The sequence below is a fragment of the Mesorhizobium sp. WSM4806 genome, assembly GCF_055811635.1.
This window is the reverse complement of record NZ_JBVVQZ010000023.1, coordinates 66,513-85,380: the sequence shown is the minus strand read 5'-3', so window position 1 is coordinate 85,380 and position 18,868 is coordinate 66,513. Positions and strand designations below refer to the sequence as shown.

At 61.8% G+C, this 18,868-nt stretch carries 17 protein-coding genes; 11 read left to right on the top strand and 6 right to left on the bottom strand.

The window, feature by feature from the left end:
- Positions 1 to 75 precede the first annotated feature (75 nt).
- Positions 76 to 759, bottom strand: a complete 684-nt coding sequence (locus tag AC0L2M_RS29110) for a phosphoglycolate phosphatase (RefSeq protein WP_023801851.1) — start codon at positions 757 to 759, stop codon at positions 76 to 78.
- A 166-nt stretch (positions 760 to 925) separates the two neighbouring features.
- Here AC0L2M_RS29110 and rpiA point away from each other — a divergent pair, with 166 nt between their 5' ends.
- The 3 genes from rpiA to gor all read left to right on the top strand — a co-directional run bounded on the left by rpiA (position 926) and on the right by gor (position 3,740).
- Positions 926 to 1,654, top strand: coding sequence for a ribose-5-phosphate isomerase RpiA (gene rpiA, locus AC0L2M_RS29105; RefSeq protein WP_023801850.1), 729 nt, complete (start codon positions 926 to 928; stop codon positions 1,652 to 1,654).
- Complete coding sequence (locus AC0L2M_RS29100) at positions 1,641 to 2,207, top strand: DUF2059 domain-containing protein (RefSeq protein ID WP_023801849.1); 567 nt, start codon at positions 1,641 to 1,643, stop codon at positions 2,205 to 2,207. The genes rpiA and AC0L2M_RS29100 overlap by 14 nt, the downstream gene beginning before the upstream one ends.
- A gap of 144 nt (positions 2,208 to 2,351) precedes the next feature.
- The gene (gene gor, locus AC0L2M_RS29095) at positions 2,352 to 3,740 is read left to right on the top strand and encodes a glutathione-disulfide reductase (protein ID WP_128172532.1); all 1,389 of its coding nucleotides are present in this window, start codon (positions 2,352 to 2,354) and stop codon (positions 3,738 to 3,740) included.
- Between the two features lie 116 nt (positions 3,741 to 3,856).
- Here gor and AC0L2M_RS29090 read toward each other — a convergent pair whose 3' ends face one another.
- From AC0L2M_RS29090 to AC0L2M_RS29080, 3 genes are all read right to left on the bottom strand, one after another.
- Positions 3,857 to 5,761, bottom strand: a complete 1,905-nt coding sequence (locus AC0L2M_RS29090; protein ID WP_473536551.1) for an ABC transporter ATP-binding protein/permease — start codon at positions 5,759 to 5,761, stop codon at positions 3,857 to 3,859.
- 514 nt (positions 5,762 to 6,275) lie between these two features.
- The gene (locus AC0L2M_RS29085; protein ID WP_473536549.1) at positions 6,276 to 6,956 is read right to left on the bottom strand and encodes a DsbA family oxidoreductase; all 681 of its coding nucleotides are present in this window, start codon (positions 6,954 to 6,956) and stop codon (positions 6,276 to 6,278) included.
- 23 nt (positions 6,957 to 6,979) lie between these two features.
- Positions 6,980 to 8,794: an extracellular solute-binding protein gene (locus AC0L2M_RS29080; protein ID WP_473536548.1), complete on the bottom strand. Its 1,815-nt coding sequence runs from the start codon at positions 8,792 to 8,794 to the stop codon at positions 6,980 to 6,982.
- 232 nt (positions 8,795 to 9,026) lie between these two features.
- Here AC0L2M_RS29080 and AC0L2M_RS29075 point away from each other — a divergent pair, with 232 nt between their 5' ends.
- Positions 9,027 to 9,656 (top strand): invasion associated locus B family protein, encoded by a 630-nt coding sequence (locus AC0L2M_RS29075; protein ID WP_023801844.1) that lies wholly within the window; start codon positions 9,027 to 9,029, stop codon positions 9,654 to 9,656.
- Positions 9,657 to 9,777: 121 nt separating this feature from the next.
- Here the strand turns inward: AC0L2M_RS29075 and hspQ are convergent, their stop codons facing one another.
- Entirely contained in the window at positions 9,778 to 10,101 is a 324-nt protein-coding gene (gene hspQ, locus AC0L2M_RS29070) for a heat shock protein HspQ (RefSeq protein ID WP_023801843.1), read from the bottom strand.
- 199 nt (positions 10,102 to 10,300) lie between these two features.
- Positions 10,301 to 11,512 (bottom strand): UbiH/UbiF family hydroxylase, encoded by a 1,212-nt coding sequence (locus AC0L2M_RS29065; RefSeq protein WP_473536546.1) that lies wholly within the window; start codon positions 11,510 to 11,512, stop codon positions 10,301 to 10,303.
- Between the two features lie 62 nt (positions 11,513 to 11,574).
- Here AC0L2M_RS29065 and AC0L2M_RS29060 point away from each other — a divergent pair, with 62 nt between their 5' ends.
- The 7 genes from AC0L2M_RS29060 to AC0L2M_RS29030 all read left to right on the top strand — a co-directional run bounded on the left by AC0L2M_RS29060 (position 11,575) and on the right by AC0L2M_RS29030 (position 18,821).
- A complete protein-coding gene (locus tag AC0L2M_RS29060; protein ID WP_287342571.1) occupies positions 11,575 to 12,513 on the top strand; it encodes a DUF2182 domain-containing protein in 939 nt (312 codons plus the stop codon).
- Between the two features lie 12 nt (positions 12,514 to 12,525).
- Entirely contained in the window at positions 12,526 to 13,140 is a 615-nt protein-coding gene (locus AC0L2M_RS29055) for a DUF1326 domain-containing protein (protein ID WP_023801840.1), read from the top strand.
- The gene (gene pcsA, locus AC0L2M_RS29050; protein WP_023801839.1) at positions 13,137 to 13,973 is read left to right on the top strand and encodes a phosphatidylcholine synthase; all 837 of its coding nucleotides are present in this window, start codon (positions 13,137 to 13,139) and stop codon (positions 13,971 to 13,973) included. The genes AC0L2M_RS29055 and pcsA overlap by 4 nt, the downstream gene beginning before the upstream one ends.
- A 34-nt stretch (positions 13,974 to 14,007) precedes the next feature.
- Positions 14,008 to 14,985 carry a quinone oxidoreductase family protein gene (locus AC0L2M_RS29045; protein ID WP_473536545.1) on the top strand — a complete coding sequence of 326 codons (978 nt, stop codon included), beginning with the start codon at positions 14,008 to 14,010 and terminating at the stop codon, positions 14,983 to 14,985.
- 229 nt (positions 14,986 to 15,214) lie between these two features.
- Positions 15,215 to 16,792: an ABC transporter ATP-binding protein gene (locus AC0L2M_RS29040; protein ID WP_473536543.1), complete on the top strand. Its 1,578-nt coding sequence runs from the start codon at positions 15,215 to 15,217 to the stop codon at positions 16,790 to 16,792.
- A complete protein-coding gene (locus tag AC0L2M_RS29035; protein WP_128169542.1) occupies positions 16,789 to 17,901 on the top strand; it encodes an ABC transporter permease in 1,113 nt (370 codons plus the stop codon). Before AC0L2M_RS29040 ends, AC0L2M_RS29035 begins: the two co-directional genes overlap by 4 nt.
- Positions 17,901 to 18,821, top strand: a complete 921-nt coding sequence (locus AC0L2M_RS29030) for an ABC transporter permease (RefSeq protein WP_128172541.1) — start codon at positions 17,901 to 17,903, stop codon at positions 18,819 to 18,821. Before AC0L2M_RS29035 ends, AC0L2M_RS29030 begins: the two co-directional genes overlap by 1 nt.
- Positions 18,822 to 18,868: the final 47 nt, after the last annotated feature.

The window sequence follows — 18,868 nt, the reverse complement described above, 5'->3', positions numbered from 1 at the left end:
AGTCAAGGCGATGTGCTGGCGTTCCGACGAAGACCGAATGCAATCCCGCCGGGAGCGGGCCGGTCGCCGTCGCGCTCAGTGCCCGGCAGCGGCAATCAGGCGTTCGGCCAGACCAAGCGTCAGCGCATCGAAATGCGAGATCACCGCCGACGGTTCGAATTCGCGCACATGGCGGTCGGTGTAGCCGAAATCCACTGCCACCACGGGAATGCCGGCCGCCTTCGCCGTATCGATGTCGGTCTGCGAATCACCGACCATCAGCGCGCGGTGCGGATCGCCGCCGGCGAGCACGATGGTTTCGGTCAGATGGCGCGGGTCGGGCTTGCGGAACGCAAACGTGTCCTGACCGCAAATCGCCGCGAAATGCTTCGCCAGGCCGAGCGCCTCGATCAGCGCCACCGAGTTGGCTTCGTATTTGTTCGTGCAGACGGCCAGGAGATAGCCAGCCGCCTCGAATCGCGCGATCGTCTCGACGACGCCGGGGTAGGGGAGCGATTTGCCCGGGATGTTGTCGGTGTAGTGATCGAGGAACAGCTTTAGCAATCGGTCGTGTTCCTCTACCACCAGCGATCTCTGCTGCGCGGCGTGCGCGCGCTCGATCATCACCCGGCCGCCATGGCCGACGAAGCGCTTGAAGCCGGCCTCGTCGACGGCTGCGAGTTCGCTGGCGGCAAGGCTGTGGTTGAGGCTGTCGAGCAGGTCCGGCGCTGTGTCGACCAGCGTCCCGTCGAGGTCGAACACGATGATCGGTCGGGTCATGGCATGTCCTGTGACGATTGCGCTGCCGGCAGGCGATAGCCGCTGCAGCCCATCCAGGCAAGCCGTGCCAACTCAATCCACAGGGCGTCAATCCACAGGGCAAAGTCTTTGACCGGACGGGCAAAGATGCTAGGAGCGCCGAAACAAGCGAAATCCGGGGCAAAGCATGGATGCGAGGCAACTGAAGGTCGAGGCCGCGCGGGCGGCACTTGCCCATGTCAGCGATGGCATGCGGCTTGGCATCGGCACCGGCTCGACGGCCGACGAGTTCGTGCGGCTGCTCGCCGAAAAGGTCGCCACCGGCCTTACCATTATCGGCGTGCCGACCTCGGAGCGCACCGCTATCCTCTGCGGCGAGCTTGGCGTGCCACTGTCGACGCTGGAAGAAACGCCCGAGCTCGACCTTACCATCGACGGCGCCGACGAGATCGATCCGGAGCTGACATTGATCAAGGGCGGCGGCGGTGCGCTGCTTCGCGAAAAGATCGTGGCGGCGGCTTCCGCCCGCATGATCGTCATCGCCGACCGTTCGAAGATGGTCGAGACGCTCGGCCGTTTTCCACTGCCGATCGAGGTCAACCCGTTCGGCCTGCGTGCCACGGAAATCGCCGTCGCCGCGGCAGCCGGAAGGCTCGGCCTTTCCGGCCCCGTCACATTGAGGATGACGGGAAGCCAGCCTTTTGTTACAGACGGCGGCCATTTTATCCTCGATGCATCTTTTGGCCGCATTCCGGATACAAGAGCGCTTTCGAATGCTCTCCATGCCATTCCGGGCGTGGTCGAGCATGGTCTTTTCATCGGGCTGGCATCAGCGGCCATCATAGCCGGCGACGGCGTCCAAACCGTCCATGCCGCCCGAAAACCAGGGAGTTCTATCGATCATGATGTTGCATAACCGGGTTCGCCGTTTTTCTGCAATTCTGGCAGCTTCAGCCGTCTTTGCGTTTTCATCGCCGGCGTTCTCGCAGGACGTCAGCGAAGGGCATCTTAAGGCAGCCCGCGCCGCAGTCGCGGCGATCGACGCGACGGACCCGTTCGACAACATCCTGCCGCAGGCCGCCGCCGCGCTTCAGCAGCAGCTTATCCAAAAGAACCCGGACATGCAGGAGCTGATCGGCAGAACGGTTAGCGAAAAGGCTCTGGCGCTGGCCTCGCGCCGCGCCGATCTCGAGAAGGAAGCGGCCCTGGCCTATGCCAAGGTATTTTCCGAAAAAGAGCTTACCGAAATCGCCGCTTTCTACAATTCCGATACCGGCAAGAAACTGCTCGACAGCGGCCAGGCCGTGACGCGTGAGCTGCTCAAGGCCGCCGAGATATGGCAGAACGGCCTCGCTCGCGACCTCGCCCAGCAGGTCGGCGAAACGCTGGCCGCGGCGGCAAAGGCCACAGCACCGTCAAATGCCGCGGCTCCTGCTGATGGCACGCAGCCGGAAGCACCGAAGAACTGAGCCTGTTTCCGGCGGCGTCATCGCTGCTGGACCGGAAAGCCCGCCTCCGTTGCGCGTCCGACAGGATGCGCGGCGTCCGGGCTTTTCTTTTGGCGGTTTGCAGCCTACCTGTCTCAGACATTTTGAAGGGCAAGGAGCCGCGCCATGGCCGTCTATGACTACGATCTTTTCGTCATCGGCGGCGGCTCCGGCGGGGTGAGGGCGGCGCGCGTGGCGGCGGCACTCGGCAAGCGCGTCGGCATCGCCGAGGAATACCGCTATGGCGGCACCTGCGTCATCCGCGGCTGCGTGCCGAAAAAGCTCTATGTCTATGCCTCGCAATTTCCCGAGCACTTTGCCGACGCCGCCGGTTACGGCTGGACCGTGCCGCAGGCGAGCTTCGACTGGCAGACACTGGTTGCCAACAAGGATCGCGAGATCAGCCGGCTGGAAGCTATCTACAGGAAAAATGTCCAAGGCGCCGGCGGCGAGACGTTTCAGTCACGCGCCATGCTGGTCGATCCGCATGCGGTGCATCTTCTCGGCGAGGACCGCACCGTCACCGCCGACCAGATTCTCATCGCCACCGGCGGCCGCCCGGCACCGCACCCGGCTCTGCCCGGCCATGAGCATTGTATCTTTTCCAACGAGGCCTTCGATCTCAAGGAATTGCCTGACGCGATCATGATCGAGGGCGGCGGCTATATTGCCGTCGAATTCGCCAACATCTTTCACGGCCTCGGCGTCGACACAACGCTGGTCTATCGCGGCAAGGAGATCCTCTCTCGCTTCGACATGGATCTCAGGCGCATGCTGCACGAGACGATGGAAAAGAAGGGGATAAAAATCCTCTGCCATGCCGTGTCCGAATGGGTCAGGAAGCGTCCCGACGGGCGCCTCGACGCTGTCGTCACCGGTGGCAAGGTGCTGACGGTCGATCAGGTCATGCTCGCCATCGGCCGTCTGCCCAATACCGAAAACATGGGGATTGAGGGCGTCGGCATCGAGATAACCAGGACCGGCGCTATCCATGTGGACCAATATTCGCGCACCAGCATCGACAACATCTGGGCGATCGGCGACGTCACCAACCGCGTGCAACTGACGCCGGTGGCGATCCATGAGGCGATGTGTTTCGTCGAGACCGCCTTCAAGGGCAACCCGACCTCGCCCGACCATGAAACGATCGCCACCGCGGTGTTCTCGCAGCCCGAGATCGGCACGGTCGGCCTGTCGGAAGACGAGGCCATAAAGCGTTTTTCCGACGTTGAGGTCTACCGCGCCAGCTTCCGGCCGATGCGCAACACGCTGTCGGGCCGCGACGAAAAGATGCTGATGAAGCTGGTGGTCGACGGCGCCTCGAAAAAGGTGCTCGGCGCCCATATCCTCGGGCCTGATGCCGGCGAGATGGCGCAGCTTCTCGGCATTCCGCTGAAGGCCGGGCTGACCAAGGATGACTTCGATCGCACGATGGCCGTGCACCCGACTGCGGCGGAAGAACTCGTCACCATGTACAAGCCGACCTACCGGGTGAGGGACGGCGAGCGCGCCTGACGTTTTGCCCGTATCGTCACCAATGGTGCATCTATGCACCAAGGCAATGGTGCAGCGCCACTCGACCGCAGATCACCAATCCGATGCGACACTGTGCAACGATATTCTGTTCGCCGCTATTTCTGCCTGATGCGGCGAGGGAAGCGCAGCCATCTTTCCTCGACCGGCCTTGTTTCCTCGACTGGCCTGGGGTGCGCGAGAATGGTGGTGAGCTCGACCGGCAGGCTCGGCGCCAGCGGCTTTTTGGTCGCGACGCCGTCCGCGATGGCAACGATGCTGTGGTAGAATTCGGCGCCTGAAAGCGACCTTGGCGGCACGGCCTCGTGCATGATCGAGATCACCATGACATCTGGACAATTGTCCTTGATCGCTTGATGGAAGGCAATCTTCCCTTCCGGATCGAGCGCCCCGGTCGCTTCGTCGAGGAACAGCAGCCCCGGCTGCTGCAGCACGATACGAGCGACAACCAGCTTCTGTTTCTGGCCGCCCGAAAGCACCTGGTCCCAGCTCATTCCGTCACGGCTTTCATCGGTCATGTGTTCGATGAAATCGCCAAGGCCGGCTTTGTGCAGAGCCGATGCAACCTGCGTGTCGGTGTGATCGCGCTCTGAACCGGGCAGGCAGACCAGTTGCTTCAGCGAGACCTGCTGCAGCTTGACCTCCTGGGCGGCATAGAAACTTTCGACCCCTTCCGGGAAGACGATGGAGCCGCGGCCATAGGGCCACAGGCCGTTGATCGCCTTGATCAGCGATGTCTTGCCGCAGCCGGATTCGCCCTTCAGGAACGTCCACTCGCCACGCCGGAAGCGCAAATTCGCAGCACTCAGGAAGGGGGTGGCGTCCTCGCCCTGGTGGGCCAGCTCGAGTTTCTGGATGGTCAAGCCGAAAACCGGGTTCTGACGGTCGTAGCGGAAATCGGAACAGCCGGTGAGACTGTAGAATTCCTGCGGGTGTTGGACGTTTTCGATCGCGTTGGCGAGTTCGGTCACGCGTAGGCTGTTGGCGCGCAGCGCCGCAATGGAAGGCATGACATGGATGAACCACGAACATTGATTGATGAGTGAGTTGACCATCTCGGAGCCCGTTATGTAGCCCTTGAGGTCGAAACGGTTGTGGATATAGGGCACCAGGCCCGGCGCATAGGCGACAATGCGGGCGCCGATGAAAGTGTAGACCAGCTCGAAAGAACGATAGCTGGTGTGGACGATGTTCAGCCTTGCCCAGGTGCGGTCGATGTCGACATAAAGCCGTTCGTGCATCGTCTTTTGCACATTCTCGCCCTGAGAGGCGGCGACATGGAAACTGCGGCGCAGGAACGTGGTCAGCTCGCCGCGATAACTGCCTTCGGATTGCTGCATCCGGATGTTGATCCGTTCCAGCAACCTGCCGAGCTTCACCGCGATCCAGGTGTTCAGCGGCACGTAAATGGCGACCGCCAGGAAAGCCAAGACCGCGCTGCCATAGCTGCCGAGGAACTCCAGCCCTTTCACCTCTGCCGAGGTTTCAAGCAGTTTCCGGCCGACGAAATAAAGCGATGTGGCGACAGCCATCACCCCGATGGCGAGGCCGATGGCTCCGCCGGTCATGTCCTTGATCGATTCCTGGACACGCTGGTCGATGTTGTCGGGGGCAGCAGCGCCGGAGGAACCGTGCTGAGCATGGAAATGCGTGTGATTGGTGTCGAGAAGCGCTGCGTTGAAACGGCTGTCCAGCCAAGCGCGCCATTTGCGATGCAGCGTCGCGGAAACAAAAGTGCGGATGCCGGTAAAGCCCGCGTCCTTGAGCACGACCAGAAGGATGAGCACGCCGGCGTTGGTGAGCAGGGATGCGAGCGGCGTGGTGTTCGCGGCATCGTGGTAGAAGGCAATCGAGTTGACCAGTTCCCCGGATGCTTCGGCGAACCAGACGCCAGCCTTGCTGGAGAGCGCGGTAAACAGGGCGATGACCAGCGTCATCGTCCAGGCCTCCACCCAGCGGTCCGAGAACCAGTAGGCCCGCATCAGTCCCCAGAAGCTGCGCATCGAGGAAACTGGTGTCAGGAGCGGCGGCCTTGCGGCACCGCGGAGCCATTTTTCCGATATTGAATGTCGCCCTGGTCTACCGACCCGAATCACAATCCCGCCCAACCCTCTTTTAGTTTTGTTACAGACAGTAACACCAATTGATCATTTTCAATTATCTTTTCTCGGGCTTGTGGAGGATGAACCCCTGGCCGTTGCCATTAAGCAACAGCGGCAACGCCTTGCGAGGTCGCCCTCGACGCAGATTATCCGTCTAATATCAATGAGTTGCTGATTCACGTGTGCAAGCGTCAGCATCTTCCCCAAGGGAAAGCTTTTTGCACAGTTTTGTTATGGGAAGAGCGTGATCGATCGGCCGATTTTTATGCTGCGGAAGACGAATCGACGCAAAGCGCGCCGTCATCCTTGTTGCCATATCGACCTGGCGGCAGCCGGAAAGTGACCGGAGGGCGTTGGCCCGGAGGGCGTGGCTGCTTTGGCAATGTCGCCAAAGGCGCCTATGGAAGGACGTCCATCAGTTCGCTTTCTCCAACTCGCCCCGCGCCTTCGCCGCCGCAACCTGGCGAATGGCGTCGGTGAGCGTGTCAACGTCTTGCGCGCCCATCACCGCATACTTGCCCTCAAGCAGAAAGCACGGCACTCCCGTGATACCCATGCTCGATGCGGTGGCGATTTCGGTGCGCACCGCCTCGACATCGGCGTCCGTCGGCAAAAGCGTCTCGACGACGGACGCATCCATGCCGGCCTCGCGGGCGGCGTTGATCAGCACGACATGATCGCCGAGATTGGCGCCTTCCTCGAAATTCAACTGGAACAGACGTCGCACCAGCCGGTTCTGCATGACCTCGCCGGCGGCACCAGCCCAGCGGATGACGCGGTGCGCGTCCAGCGTGTTGGGCGCGACCTTTATGGCGGCGAAGGCGAAGTTGATGCCCTCGGCTTCGCCCAATGGCTCGATGCGGGCGTGGATCTCGCTGACGCGTTCGTCGCTGCCGAACTTGGCCATCATGTATTCGCGGCGATCCTTGCCTTCGGGCGGGATGGTTGGGTCGAGCTGGAACGGCCGCCAGCGAATATGCACCTTGACCTCGTTTGCCGCGGCGATCGCCTTGTCGAGCCGCTTCTGGCCGATGAAGCACCAGGGGCAGACGACGTCGGAGACCACATCGACGGTAATCGACTTCTCGTCGCTCATCTTGATCTCCTGTTCCGAAGAGGTCACTTCGGCTTGCGCCACCATGTCGGCAGTCGATAACCGGATATGGGGGTCTTTCGCGGATGTTCCAGATAGCTCCAGTAGGCGAGCCATTGCTGCGTGTTGTGCTGCATCGGAACCATGTAGTGGCCGGAGATCAACAACCTGTCGAGGACCCGGACGGCGGCAACATAATCTTCGCGGCTGCGGGCGTCGACAATCGCCTCAAGTGCTGCATCAATCGCCGGATCGGCGACGCCGGCAAGGTTGAACGACCCTTCGGCATTGGCGGCAGCCGATCCCCAGCGCCCGAACTGCTCGATGCCCGGCGACAGCGAGTTCTCGAAGCCGCTGGCGCCGATCAGCACCTCGAAATTGAAACGTTGCTTACGTGACTGGATCTGGTCGCCGTCAAGGCTGCGGATGGTGACATCGATGCCGATCTTCGCAAGCGTGCGCTGGTAGATGGCGGCAAGGCGCTCCTCGTTCTGGGAGGCGGTCAGGATCTCGAAGCCGAAGGGTTTCTCCTCGGGATCGAGCATCACTCCATCCTGCAAGGCATAGCCCGCGCCCTTGAATATGTCGAAGGCGGCTTTCAGCACCTTGCGGTCCTGGCCCGAGCCGTCGGTGACAGGTGGCCGCCAGGTGCCGTCCATGACATCGGCTGGCACACGACCCGGGTAGGGCGCCAGGAGCGCCTTTTCCCTGTCGTCGGCCGGATGGCCGAGTGCCGACAACTCGGAATTCTGCCAATAGCTCATGGTGCGCATGTACTTGCCGCCAAACAAGTTCTTGTTGGCCCATTCGAAGTCGTAGAGCATGCCGAGCGCGCGTCGAACCACCGGATTGGAAAACTTCTGCAGCCGCGTGTTGAACAGGAACCCCGTCACCACTGGCGGGATGCCGGTGTCGAACGTTTCGGCGATCACGTCGCCCTTGTGGAAGGCCGGGAAGTCGAGATCTCGCTCGCGCTTGACCGGATCGCTGTCGTCAGCGATGGCGCAGATGCCTTTCTTAAAAGCTTCCAGCTTGGCGTTGGCGTTGAGGAAATATTCGATGGTGATCTGGTCGTAATTGTCGAAACCGCGCTTGGCGGGGATGTCCTTGCCCCAATAATTCGGGTTGCGCTTGAACACGATGCGCTGGCCAGGCGCCACATGCGCCACGGTGTAGGGGCCGCTGCCGATCACCGGTTTCAGCGTGGTCCTGTCGAAGGTCGCCTTGTCGAAAGCGTGCTTCGGCACGATCGGCGTCATCGCGATAACCAACGGAGTCTCGCGATTAGCCTTGTCGTTGAATCTAAAGCGCACGCTGCGGTCGCCGGTCTTTTCCAGTTTGGCGACCATGCTCATGCGGGCGCTGTAGGGTGGCCGGCCTTTCTCGGTAAAGACGTCGTAGGTGAACAGCACGTCTTCCGCAGTCACCGGTTGACCATCAGACCATTTGGCCCTCGGATCGAGGTGGAATTCGATGCTCTTGCGCTCCGGATCAATGTCGGCAGTGTCGGCAAGCAGGCCGTAAAGACTGAAGGCCTCATCGTCGTTGCGCTGCATCAACGGCTCGAAGACGAGATTGCCGAAAATCCTGTCGATCATGCCGCGTGCCGTCGTGCGCAGGCTCTTCAGGATGAACGGGTTGAGATTGTCGAAGCTGCCAACGACGCAATAGGTGATGCTGCCGCCCTTCGGCGCATCGGGATTGACGTAGTTGAAATGCGCATAGTCGGCCGGCAGCGCCGGCTCGCCCTGCATGGCGATCGCGTGTTTCGGCTCCGACAAGGCCGGCTGGGGCGAAAGGGTGATAATCGCGGCGATCAGCCAAACAAGAACGCGGCCCATGACCGTCTCCTTACCGGGTCGGCTTGATGATTCGGAGCGCACCCTAACATGAGCCGACCGCCTCCCGGCTAATCGCGAGCTCAAGAATTGCGGGCATCGGGCTGGATTCGGCACCGCTTGCAGTGTAACACGCCGTTCGAAGTCATTCTGTTGCCTCATTTCGACAACAGTTAGCTGGACCACACGGCGCGAAGAAGCCGGTCTTGGGATCATTTGAGAGGAAGTGCACGATATGACGAGCCTGAACAGCAACGCGTACCGCCTGTCGGTCATGGCCGCTGGCGTGGTCGGCTTTTTGGGCGCACAGCTTCCCGCTGCTCTTGCGCAGCAGCAACAGCAGATTCCGCAGGGCTGGTTCAAAGCCTGCACCAAGCAGGAAGACGTCGACATCTGCAATGTCCAGAACATCACCACCGCCGGCAACGGCCAGCTCGTCACCGGCGTCAGCCTGATCGAATTGAAGGGCAAGGTAAACCGCAAGGTGTTCCAGGTGACGGTTCCGAGCGGTCGCCTGATTCCTCCCGGCATTGGCCTCCAGATCGACACCGCGAAGGCGCAGAAGCTCGACTATGTGATCTGCTTCCCCGACCGCTGCGTGGCGGAAGTGCCGCTGACCGATCAGCTCATCAGTTCCTTCAAGAAGGGTTCGAACCTGACGCTGACCTCAGTCAATTTCCAGAACCAGCCGAACCCGATCAAGGTCGCTCTGACCGGCTTCAGCGGCGCCTTCGACGGGCCGCCGCTGCAGCAGTCGGACATCGAGGATCGGCAGAAGAAGCTTCAGGATTTCGTTGCCAAGAACAACCAGGACTTCGCCAAGAAGCTCAAGGAAGAACAGGACAAGGCGAAGACCGCCAACTGATTCCTGAGCAAACAAGACAATTTCTCAAGCCAACAAAAAGCGGGGTCATGCCCCGCTTTTTTGTTCCGTCCGGCCATTTCTAGGCCCGCAATCGCGTCAGGTCCCCGCGATTTTCGTCAGCTCAATGTCTTGACTGGCGTCTCGGCTCGTAGCGTCCGTCCGGCCTCTTGTCGAACATCTCGCCGATCTCCGGATGCCGCACCGGTTCACCAGACCGGTCCTCGAGCAGGTTCTGCTCAGACACATAGGCGATGTATTCCGTTTCCGAATTCTCGGCGAGCAAGTGGTAGAAGGGCTGGTCCTTGCGCGGCCGCACATCCGCCGGGATCGCCTCGTACCATTCGTCGGTGTTGGCGAATTGCGGGTCGACATCGAAAATGATGCCGCGGAACGGAAACAGCCGGTGGCGGACCACCTGTCCGATCGAAAATTTGGCTGTTTTCATCATGGTACTCACCACTAAGTCCTAGAGTGCCGCGTCCTTGGAATGCGCAAAGACTCCCTAAGACCTTGAATTTACGCGTTACGCTTCAAAAAATCGAGCCCGACTTATGGCTGATACCTGACCTATTTGACGCAGACGCCGCATGATTTCAATGCCGAACGCTTGACGCCACGCCAAATACGGGCCAGCCCGCCCTGTGCTAGCGCCGGATCTGTTTCCTTAAGCCGCCGGCGAGCGCTGCAAAACCACTGCCGGGCCGCAGCCCCTCGCGCATGAAAAAGGCGCGGAGCGGCGCGAATCCGCCGAGCACGCCAAGGCCAGCACTGCGCGCCATCTGTGCCGGCAGCATCTGCGAGAGCAGCGATTTGTTGAGCAGGTTGACCGCATTGCTGCGCGCCAGGATGTCGGGCCGGCGCTTGAAATCATAGGCTGCGAGGGCCTTGACGGCGCCCGGGTCATCCCTGTTTTTGCAAGCAATTCCAATCAGATCATCGATATCCCTGATACCAAGGTTGAGACCTTGTGCGCCGATCGGCGGAAACACATGGGCGGCTTCGCCGACAAGTGCGACCCGGTTGCGCGCGAAGCACCGCGGCGTCACGCCGGAAAGCTGGTAGATCTGCCGGCCGGGTTCGACGGAAACCCGGCCCAGCATCGATTGCATCCGCTGTTCGACGCGCATCGAAAGCGCCGCGTCGTCCAGTGCGGCGAGTTCCTTCGCCGTTTCCGGCTCTACCACCCAGACAAGGCTGGACCGGTTGCCGGGCAGGGGAACCTGGGTGAACGGGCCGGTCTCGGTGTGGAACTCGGTCGACGTGAAAGAGTGGTCGCTGCGGTGGCCGAAATTGAGAACCAATGCCGCCTGCGGATAGGACCGCGCCGACGTCGAGATGCCGGCAGCCTCGCGGGCCGGCGACAAACGGCCATCGGCAGCGACGGCCAGCGATGCCGTGATCTCGCTGCCGTCAGGCAGGATCGCATGCGCATGGTCGCCGTCCAGGCGCCAGGTCTCCACCATCGCTTTTCGCCATTCGATGCCGGAATGGGCGGCAACAACACGGGCAAGTGCGGGGTTGAGCGCACTATTGGGTAAATTCAGCCCGAACTGCTGCTCGCCGATTTCGCTGGCGCGGAAAATGACCACCGGGCTGCGGATCAGCCGGCTGGTTGCATCGACGATGCGCATCACCCTCAGCGGTGCGGCCTGGGACCTCACCGCATCGAGGACGCCCAACCGCTCGAGGATCTTCAGGGCCGGGTTCATCAGGGCCGTCGTGCGGCCGTCCTGGCCATTTGCCTCGGGTCCGACGAGCGTCACGGGAAAGCCGGCGTCTGCGAAACCAAGCGCTGCAATCAGCCCTGCCGGGCCACTGCCGGCCACCAGTATCCGTGCTGTTTCCCGACGGTCCAATTCGGCTTCCCGGTTGCGATGCGAGGCGGTCGGTCCGACCTGAGGAGCATATAGATCAGATCATGCGGCTTGATCAACGCGGCGATTCGGCCCATTCGACTGCCATGACCGCCGAAGACCATGATTTCAGTCATCTCGACCGTTTCGGCCGCGCAGCGGCGAGCGTCTCGCGCAATCCTCGACTGGCGGTGAACATCGTTTTGGGCGCAGCCGTCGTCCTGGCATGGCTGCTGCTTGGCGCCATGGCCATACGTGGCGCCGAAAGCCGGGTTCCGGGCGTGGATGCACCCGGCGACACGATGCTCAGGCACCTGCCGGGGCTGCCGCTGCCGGATCTTCTCGAGCGCTTCTTCAGCCTTTGTCTTGCACCTGCGCCGCTCGACGGCGGCGTCGGCGCGCAGGCCGGAGCGCTCATCGTCATGTGGTTCCTGATGGCGGTCGCCACCATGCTGCCTTCGGCGGCACCGATGATCCGCACCTATTGCGAGATTGCCGATACCGCGCGGATCAAGGGCGAAGCGGTCGTCCATCCGCTGATCCTGGTCGCCGGTTACCTCAGCGTGTGGTTGGCTGCGTCGGCAGTGTTTGCGGCGCTGACGCTCATCGTTCACGCCTTCGCCTCATCTGTGCAGATGCTCGATCCGGTGGTCGGAGCGACAGGAGCGGCTGCGCTTCTGGTTGCTGGCCTCTATCAGTTCAGCGGCCTGAAGGAAGCCTGCCTGACAAAATGCAAAAGCCCGTTCTCGATCCTGTTTTCGAACTGGAGCGCGAGGCCCGGCCGCATTTTCCGGCTCGGCATGGAGCAGGGCGTCTGGTGCCTCGGCTGCTGCTGGGCGCTGATGCTGGTGATGTTCGCCGTCGGTGTGATGAACGTGTTCTGGTTGGCGTTGATCGGCCTGTTCACCTTGATCGAAAAACAGACGGCGGGCAGGCTGCCAACCCGGGTCGCCGGTGCGATACTGCTTGTCTGGGCAACCGCCCTGCTAGTAGTCTCGGCATAGGGAGAGAATTCTATGGCGGATCAAGGCTGGGCAATGAAAGGAGAGTTGGTGCTCTCCTGCAATTGCACGGTTTTTTGTCCTTGCGTGCTCTCTCTCGGCAGTCATCCGCCGACCGAGGGCTATTGTCAGACCTGGGCGGGGTTCCGCATCGACGCCGGCCATTTCGGCGAGGTCGAGCTTTCCGGCCTCAATCTTGGGCTGGTCATGGAAATCCCCGGCTATATGAGCCGCGGCAACTGGACCGCCGGACTGTTCATCGACAAGCGCGCCTCAGTCTACGCGGTAAAGGCGCTGACCAGGATTTTCACCGGCAAGGCTGGCGGGACCACCTCGCTGCTCTCCATCCTGGTCGGAAAGTTCCTCGGCGTCGAGCAGGCGCCGATCACCTATGAGACGCGCGACAGGACCCGAATCTTCCAGATCCCGAAGATCATCGATGGAGCCGTAACGCCGATTTCCGGCAAGGACCGCGACAAGGATACGGTGATCAGCAATTCGGAGTACTGGATCGCACCGGAAATCATCGTCGCCAGGTCCGACAAGAGCAAGATGCGGGCCTTCGGCCGCAACTGGAATTTTGCCGGCCGCTCGGCCGAAATCTGCAAGCTGGACTGGCGGGGCCCGTGAGCAAAAAAACAACGGCCAGAAAAATCACGGCCGGAAAAATCACGGCCAGGAAAATCGCCGACAAGATTCCGAGGCCGAAGAAGAAAGTCACATGGCCGCAGGCGCGCGCGTTTTCGGTGCATCTGCTGACCGCATCAGGCTCGTTCCTGGCGTTCCTGTCGCTGGTGGCGGCGAGCGAGCAGCGCTGGACGGCGATGTTCTGGTGGCTGGGGCTGGCGCTGTTCGTCGACGGCATCGACGGGCCGATCGCAAGGAAGCTCGAGGTCAAGGAAATCCTGCCGACGTGGTCGGGCGAACTCCTCGACAACATCATCGATTACGTCACCTATGTGCTGATACCGGCCTTCGCGCTTTACCAGCGCGGCTTCATGGGCGAGGGCCTGTCGTTCCTGTCGGCGGCGATCATCGTCGTGTCGAGCGCGATCTACTATGCCGACACCGGGATGAAGACCAAGGAGAATTTCTTCAAGGGGTTTCCCGTGGTCTGGAACATGGTGGTGTTCACGCTGTTCGTCATCGAGCCGGGACAATGGGTTTCCTTCGCCGTGGTCGTGGTGGCCGGCATCCTGACCTTTGTTCCGATCAATTTCATCCACCCGGTGCGGGTGGCGCGGCTGCGGCCGATCAACCTTGGCATGACGCTGCTATGGTGCGCTTTCGGAGCGCTGGCGCTGGCGCAAGCAGCTCTTGCCGCCTTCTACGACCAGATCGGCGTCCTGGGCGAGCAGGTGAGTGTCTTCACCAAGATCGGCATCACGGTCACCGGACTTTACCTCGCATGCATCGGCGGTATCATGCAGCTCTTTCCAACGCTCGGCGCCAAGAAAACCTGATCCCATAGAGTCTGGTCCCAAGAGAGCCTCATCAATGTCCAAAGCAATACGCATCCACGCCCATGGCGGTCCGGAGGTCCTGACCTATGAGGACGCCGATCCGGGCCAACCCGGCTCGGGGCAAATCCTGGTCAGGCACACGGCGATCGGCCTCAATTTCATCGACGTCTATCATCGCTCCGGCCTTTACCCGCCGCCAGGCGGTTTCCCGCTGATACCCGGCGGCGAGGCGGCCGGGGTGGTGGTGGAAGTGGGCGCGGACGTCGACTGGCTGAAGCCGGGCGATCGCATCGCCTACGCCGTGACGACTGGCGCCTATGCCGAGCAGCGCGTGATCGCGGCCGATCGCGTCGTCAAGGTGCCGGACGGTATCAGCGACGAACAGGCGGCGGCCATGATGCTGAAAGGGATGACGGCGGAATACCTGCTGCGCCGTACTTTCAAGGTGAAGGCGGGCGACACGATCCTGTTTCACGCGGCGGCCGGCGGCGTCGGGCTGATCCTCGGCCAATGGGCCAAGCATCTCGGCGCAACCGTGATCGGCACCGCCAGCTCCGCCGACAAGATCGAGCTCGCCAAGGCGCATGGCTTCGACCACGTCATCAACTACCGCGAGCAGGACTTCGTCGCCGGCGTCCTCGCCATCACCGGCGGCAAGAAGTGCGACGTCGTCTATGATTCGGTCGGCAACGACACCTTTCCGGCTTCGCTCGACTGCCTGAAGCCGCTCGGCATGTTCGCCAGCTTCGGCCAATCGTCGGGACCGGTCCCGCCGTTCAGCATGTCCTTGCTGGCGCAGAAAGGTTCGCTGTTTGCAACCCGTCCAACACTGTTCGTCTACAACGCCAGGCGCGAAGACCTGGAGGCGTCCGCCGCCGCGCTGTTCGAAATCGTGCTCAGCGGCGCGGTCAAGATCAAGATCAATCAGCGCTACGCGCTCCAGGACGCCGGCAGGGCGCATTCCGACCTCGAAGGCCGCAGGACGACCGGGACAACCATTTTTGTCCCCTGAGCCTTGCCATCGCTTGGAGCGACCTGCGTCCACTTGGACGCACAAAAGCACGCTCTGACATTTTGAATCTGCGCATCGTGCTTTCCGAAAATCGATTTCGATTTTCGGGCCGATGCGTTAGGTTTCCGCTGAAATTCTTGAAGCTCTTTCAAGACGGGTGCCGCTTTGCGATGACAGCAGGCCACGCATACCATGCCTGCGGGAACACAGAACATATCTGGCAAACCAGATGGGAGGCACTGTGAGTGCAAATCAGGACGACGCCAACCTGCTTGAGGTTCGTGGCCTTACCAAGACGTTCGGCACACTGACAGCGTGCGACCATATCGATCTCATCGTCGCAAAAGGCGAAATCCATGCGTTGCTCGGCGAGAACGGCGCCGGCAAGTCGACGCTCGTCAAAATGCTGTTCGGAACGCTGGAGCCCAATTCGGGCGAGATTTTCTGGAACGCCCAGGCGGTCACGATCACCAATCCCGGCTTTGCGAAGAAGCTTGGCATCGGCATGGTGTTCCAGCATTTTTCGCTGTTCGAGGCACTGACGGCGGCCGAGAACATCGCGCTGTCGCTGGACGACGGTTCGCCGATCAGCACGATCGCCGCGAAGGCGAGGGCGCTTTCCTATAGCTACGGCCTGCCGCTCGATCCGCAATCGCTGGTCGGCGACCTCTCGGTCGGTGAGCGCCAGCGTATCGAGATCATCCGCTGTCTGCTGCAGACGCCGCAGCTCATCATCCTCGACGAGCCGACCTCGGTGCTGACGCCGCAGGAAGCCGACAAGCTGTTCGAGACGCTCGAACGGCTGCGCTCGGAAGGAAAGTCCATCCTCTACATTTCGCACCGGCTGGAAGAGGTCAAGCGTATCTGCGACCGCGCTACCGTGCTGCGCCACGGCAAGGTCGTTGGCCATTGCAATCCGCGCAAGGAAACCGCGGCATCGCTGGCGCGCATGATGGTCGGCAACGACGTGCAGGCCGTGGTGCGCGCGCCGGCCCAGGGTATCGAGACTGCGCAGCCGCTGCTTGAAATCCGCGCGCTCAGCCGCAAGCCCGCAACGCCGTTCTCGATCCCGCTCAGAAACATCAACCTGGCCGTACGCGCCGGCGAAGTGATCGGCATTGCAGGCGTCGCCGGCAACGGCCAGGGCGAGTTCTTCGAATCCGTTTCCGGTGAGGTGCCGCAGCAGGATGCCGCCTCGGTGCGTATCCGCGGCAAGGACGCCGGCCACCTCAGCATCACCGGCAGACGGCTGATGGGCGCTGCCTTCGTGCCGGAAGAGCGGCTCGGCCACGGTGCAGCACCGCGCATGAAGCTTTCGGAAAACCTGCTGCTGTCGCGCCATGCCACCGACGGCAAGGTTTTTGTCGGCGCCGGCGGAATGGTCAAAAGCGATGCGATCTATGCAGCTGCCCAACGCATCATCAAGGCGATGGATGTGCGCAAGAGCTCTGCGGACCCGGAGGCGGCAGCGCTTTCAGGCGGCAACCTGCAGAAATTCATCGTCGGCCGCGAACTCGACCGCAGGCCAAGCGTCATGGTCGTCAATCAGCCGACCTGGGGCGTCGACGCCGGTGCGGCCGCCCATATCAGGCAGACGCTTATCGAATTGGCGCGCAGCGGCTCGGCAGTGCTGGTCATCAGCCAGGATCTCGACGAATTGTTCGAGATATCCGACGCGATCGCGGTGATGCACAATGGCGAGTTGTCGAAGCCTTTGCCGATCGCCGAGGCGACGTTCGAAAAGATCGGACTGCTGATGGGCGGGGCCGAGCCGGGCCACGCCGAACACGCTCTGGAGACGTCATGATGCGCCTCGAACTCGTCAAACGGCCGCAGCGCTCGATGCTGTTCTCGGCGCTGTCGCCCTTCATTGCATTCGTGCTGACGATCATTGCCGGCGCCATCCTGTTCGCGCTGCTTGGCGTCAATCCCTTGAAGGCGTTCCAAATCTATTTCCTCGAGCCTGTCAGTCAGGTCTGGCAGCTGCATGAGCTGGCGATCAAGGCGGCACCGCTCATCCTGATCGGGGTCGGCCTGTCGGTTTGCTACAGAGCCAACATCTGGAACATCGGCGCGGAAGGCCAGTTCATCCTGGGCGGCATCGTCGGATCGAGCATTCCGGTGCTGTTTCCGCAGTTTGAAGGGCCGCTGGTGCTGCCGCTGATGCTGCTGTTCGGCATGGTCGGCGGTGCCGCCTACGCCGCCATTCCCGCCCTGCTCAAGGCGCGCTTCAACACCAACGAGATCCTGACCAGCCTGATGCTGGTCTATGTCGCGCAGCTGTTCCTCGACTGGCTGGTGCGCGGGCCGTGGCGCGATCCGAAGGGTTTCAATTTCCCGCAGACGATACAGTTCAACGACTCGGCGATATTGCCGGAATTGATGCCGGCCTCCGGCCGCGCCAATTGGGGTTTCGTGTTCGCGCTGGTCGCGGCGGTGCTGGTCTGGATCCTGATGAGCCGCATGCTGAAAGGCTTTGAGGTCCGCGTGCTCGGCTCAAGCCCCAGGGCAGGGCGCTTCGCCGGCTTCGGCATCCACCGGATGGTGTTCTTCGCCTTCATGCTGTCGGGGGCACTGGCCGGACTTGCCGGCATCTCGGAAGTCTCCGGCGCCATCGGCCAGCTGCAGCCGGTGATTTCGCCCGGCTACGGCTTTGCCGCCATCATCGTGGCGTTCCTCGGCCGGCTCAATCCATTAGGCATTGTCGCGGCGGGCCTGGTGCTGGCGCTGACTTATCTTGGCGGCGAGGCGGTGCAAAGCGCGCTCGGCATCTCCGACAAGGTGGCGCGCGTGTTCCAGGGCATGCTCCTGTTCTTCGTGCTCGGCTGTGACACGCTCATTCACTACCGCATTCGTCTGATCGGCCTGGCTGCGCCGACGCTTGAAGCCGCGCCGAAGCTGGAGGAGGCCCGCTGATGGACATCACCGTCAACATTCTTTTGACCATCGCAACCGCGGCGACGCCTTTGCTGATCGCGGCGATTGGCGAGCTGGTGGTCGAACGTTCCGGCGTGCTCAATCTCGGCGTCGAAGGCATGATGATCATGGGGGCGGTCGGCGGTTTCGGCGCCGGCTATCTCACCGGATCGCCATGGATCGGGTTGTTGGCGGCGATCGCCCTGGGTGCGGTGTTTTCACTGCTGTTCGCCGTCATGACCTTGTCGCTGGCCACCAACCAGGTTGCGACCGGCCTGTCGCTGACACTGCTCGGCCTGGGGCTTTCCGGCATGATGGGCACCAGCTTTGTCGGCCAGCCCGGCGCGAGGCTGCCAAACCTCGACATTCCCGGCCTGACAGCGATGCCCATCGTCGGCAGGTTGCTGTTCGGCCAGGACCCGATCTTCTACATCTCGATTGCATTGACCGCCGCCGTCATGTGGTTCCTGTTCAAGACCCGCACCGGACTGACGCTGCGCTCGATCGGCGACAGCCACACATCGGCCCATGCACTTGGCATCAAGGTCATCCGCTACCGCTATCTGGCAGTGATCTTCGGCGGCGCCTGTGCGGGCCTTGCCGGGGGCCACCTGTCGCTGGTCTATACGCCGCAATGGGTGGAGAACATGACCGCCGGGCGCGGCTGGATTGCGCTGGCGCTGGTCGTGTTCGCATCATGGCGGCCATGGCGGGTGCTGGCGGGCGCCTATATCTTCGGCGCGGTCTGGATCGGCCAGCTTCATGCACAGGCTTTCGGCATTCCGGTTCCCTCGCAACTGCTTTCTTCGTTGCCCTATCTGGCAACCATCGTGGTTCTCGTTCTAATCTCGCGCAACAAGCGTTTGACGATGATGAACACACCGGCTTCCTTGGGGCAGCCATTCGTTCCGGATCGCTGACGATAAAAAGACAAACGGGAAGCTCCAAGGCTTAACTCAGAGAGGTA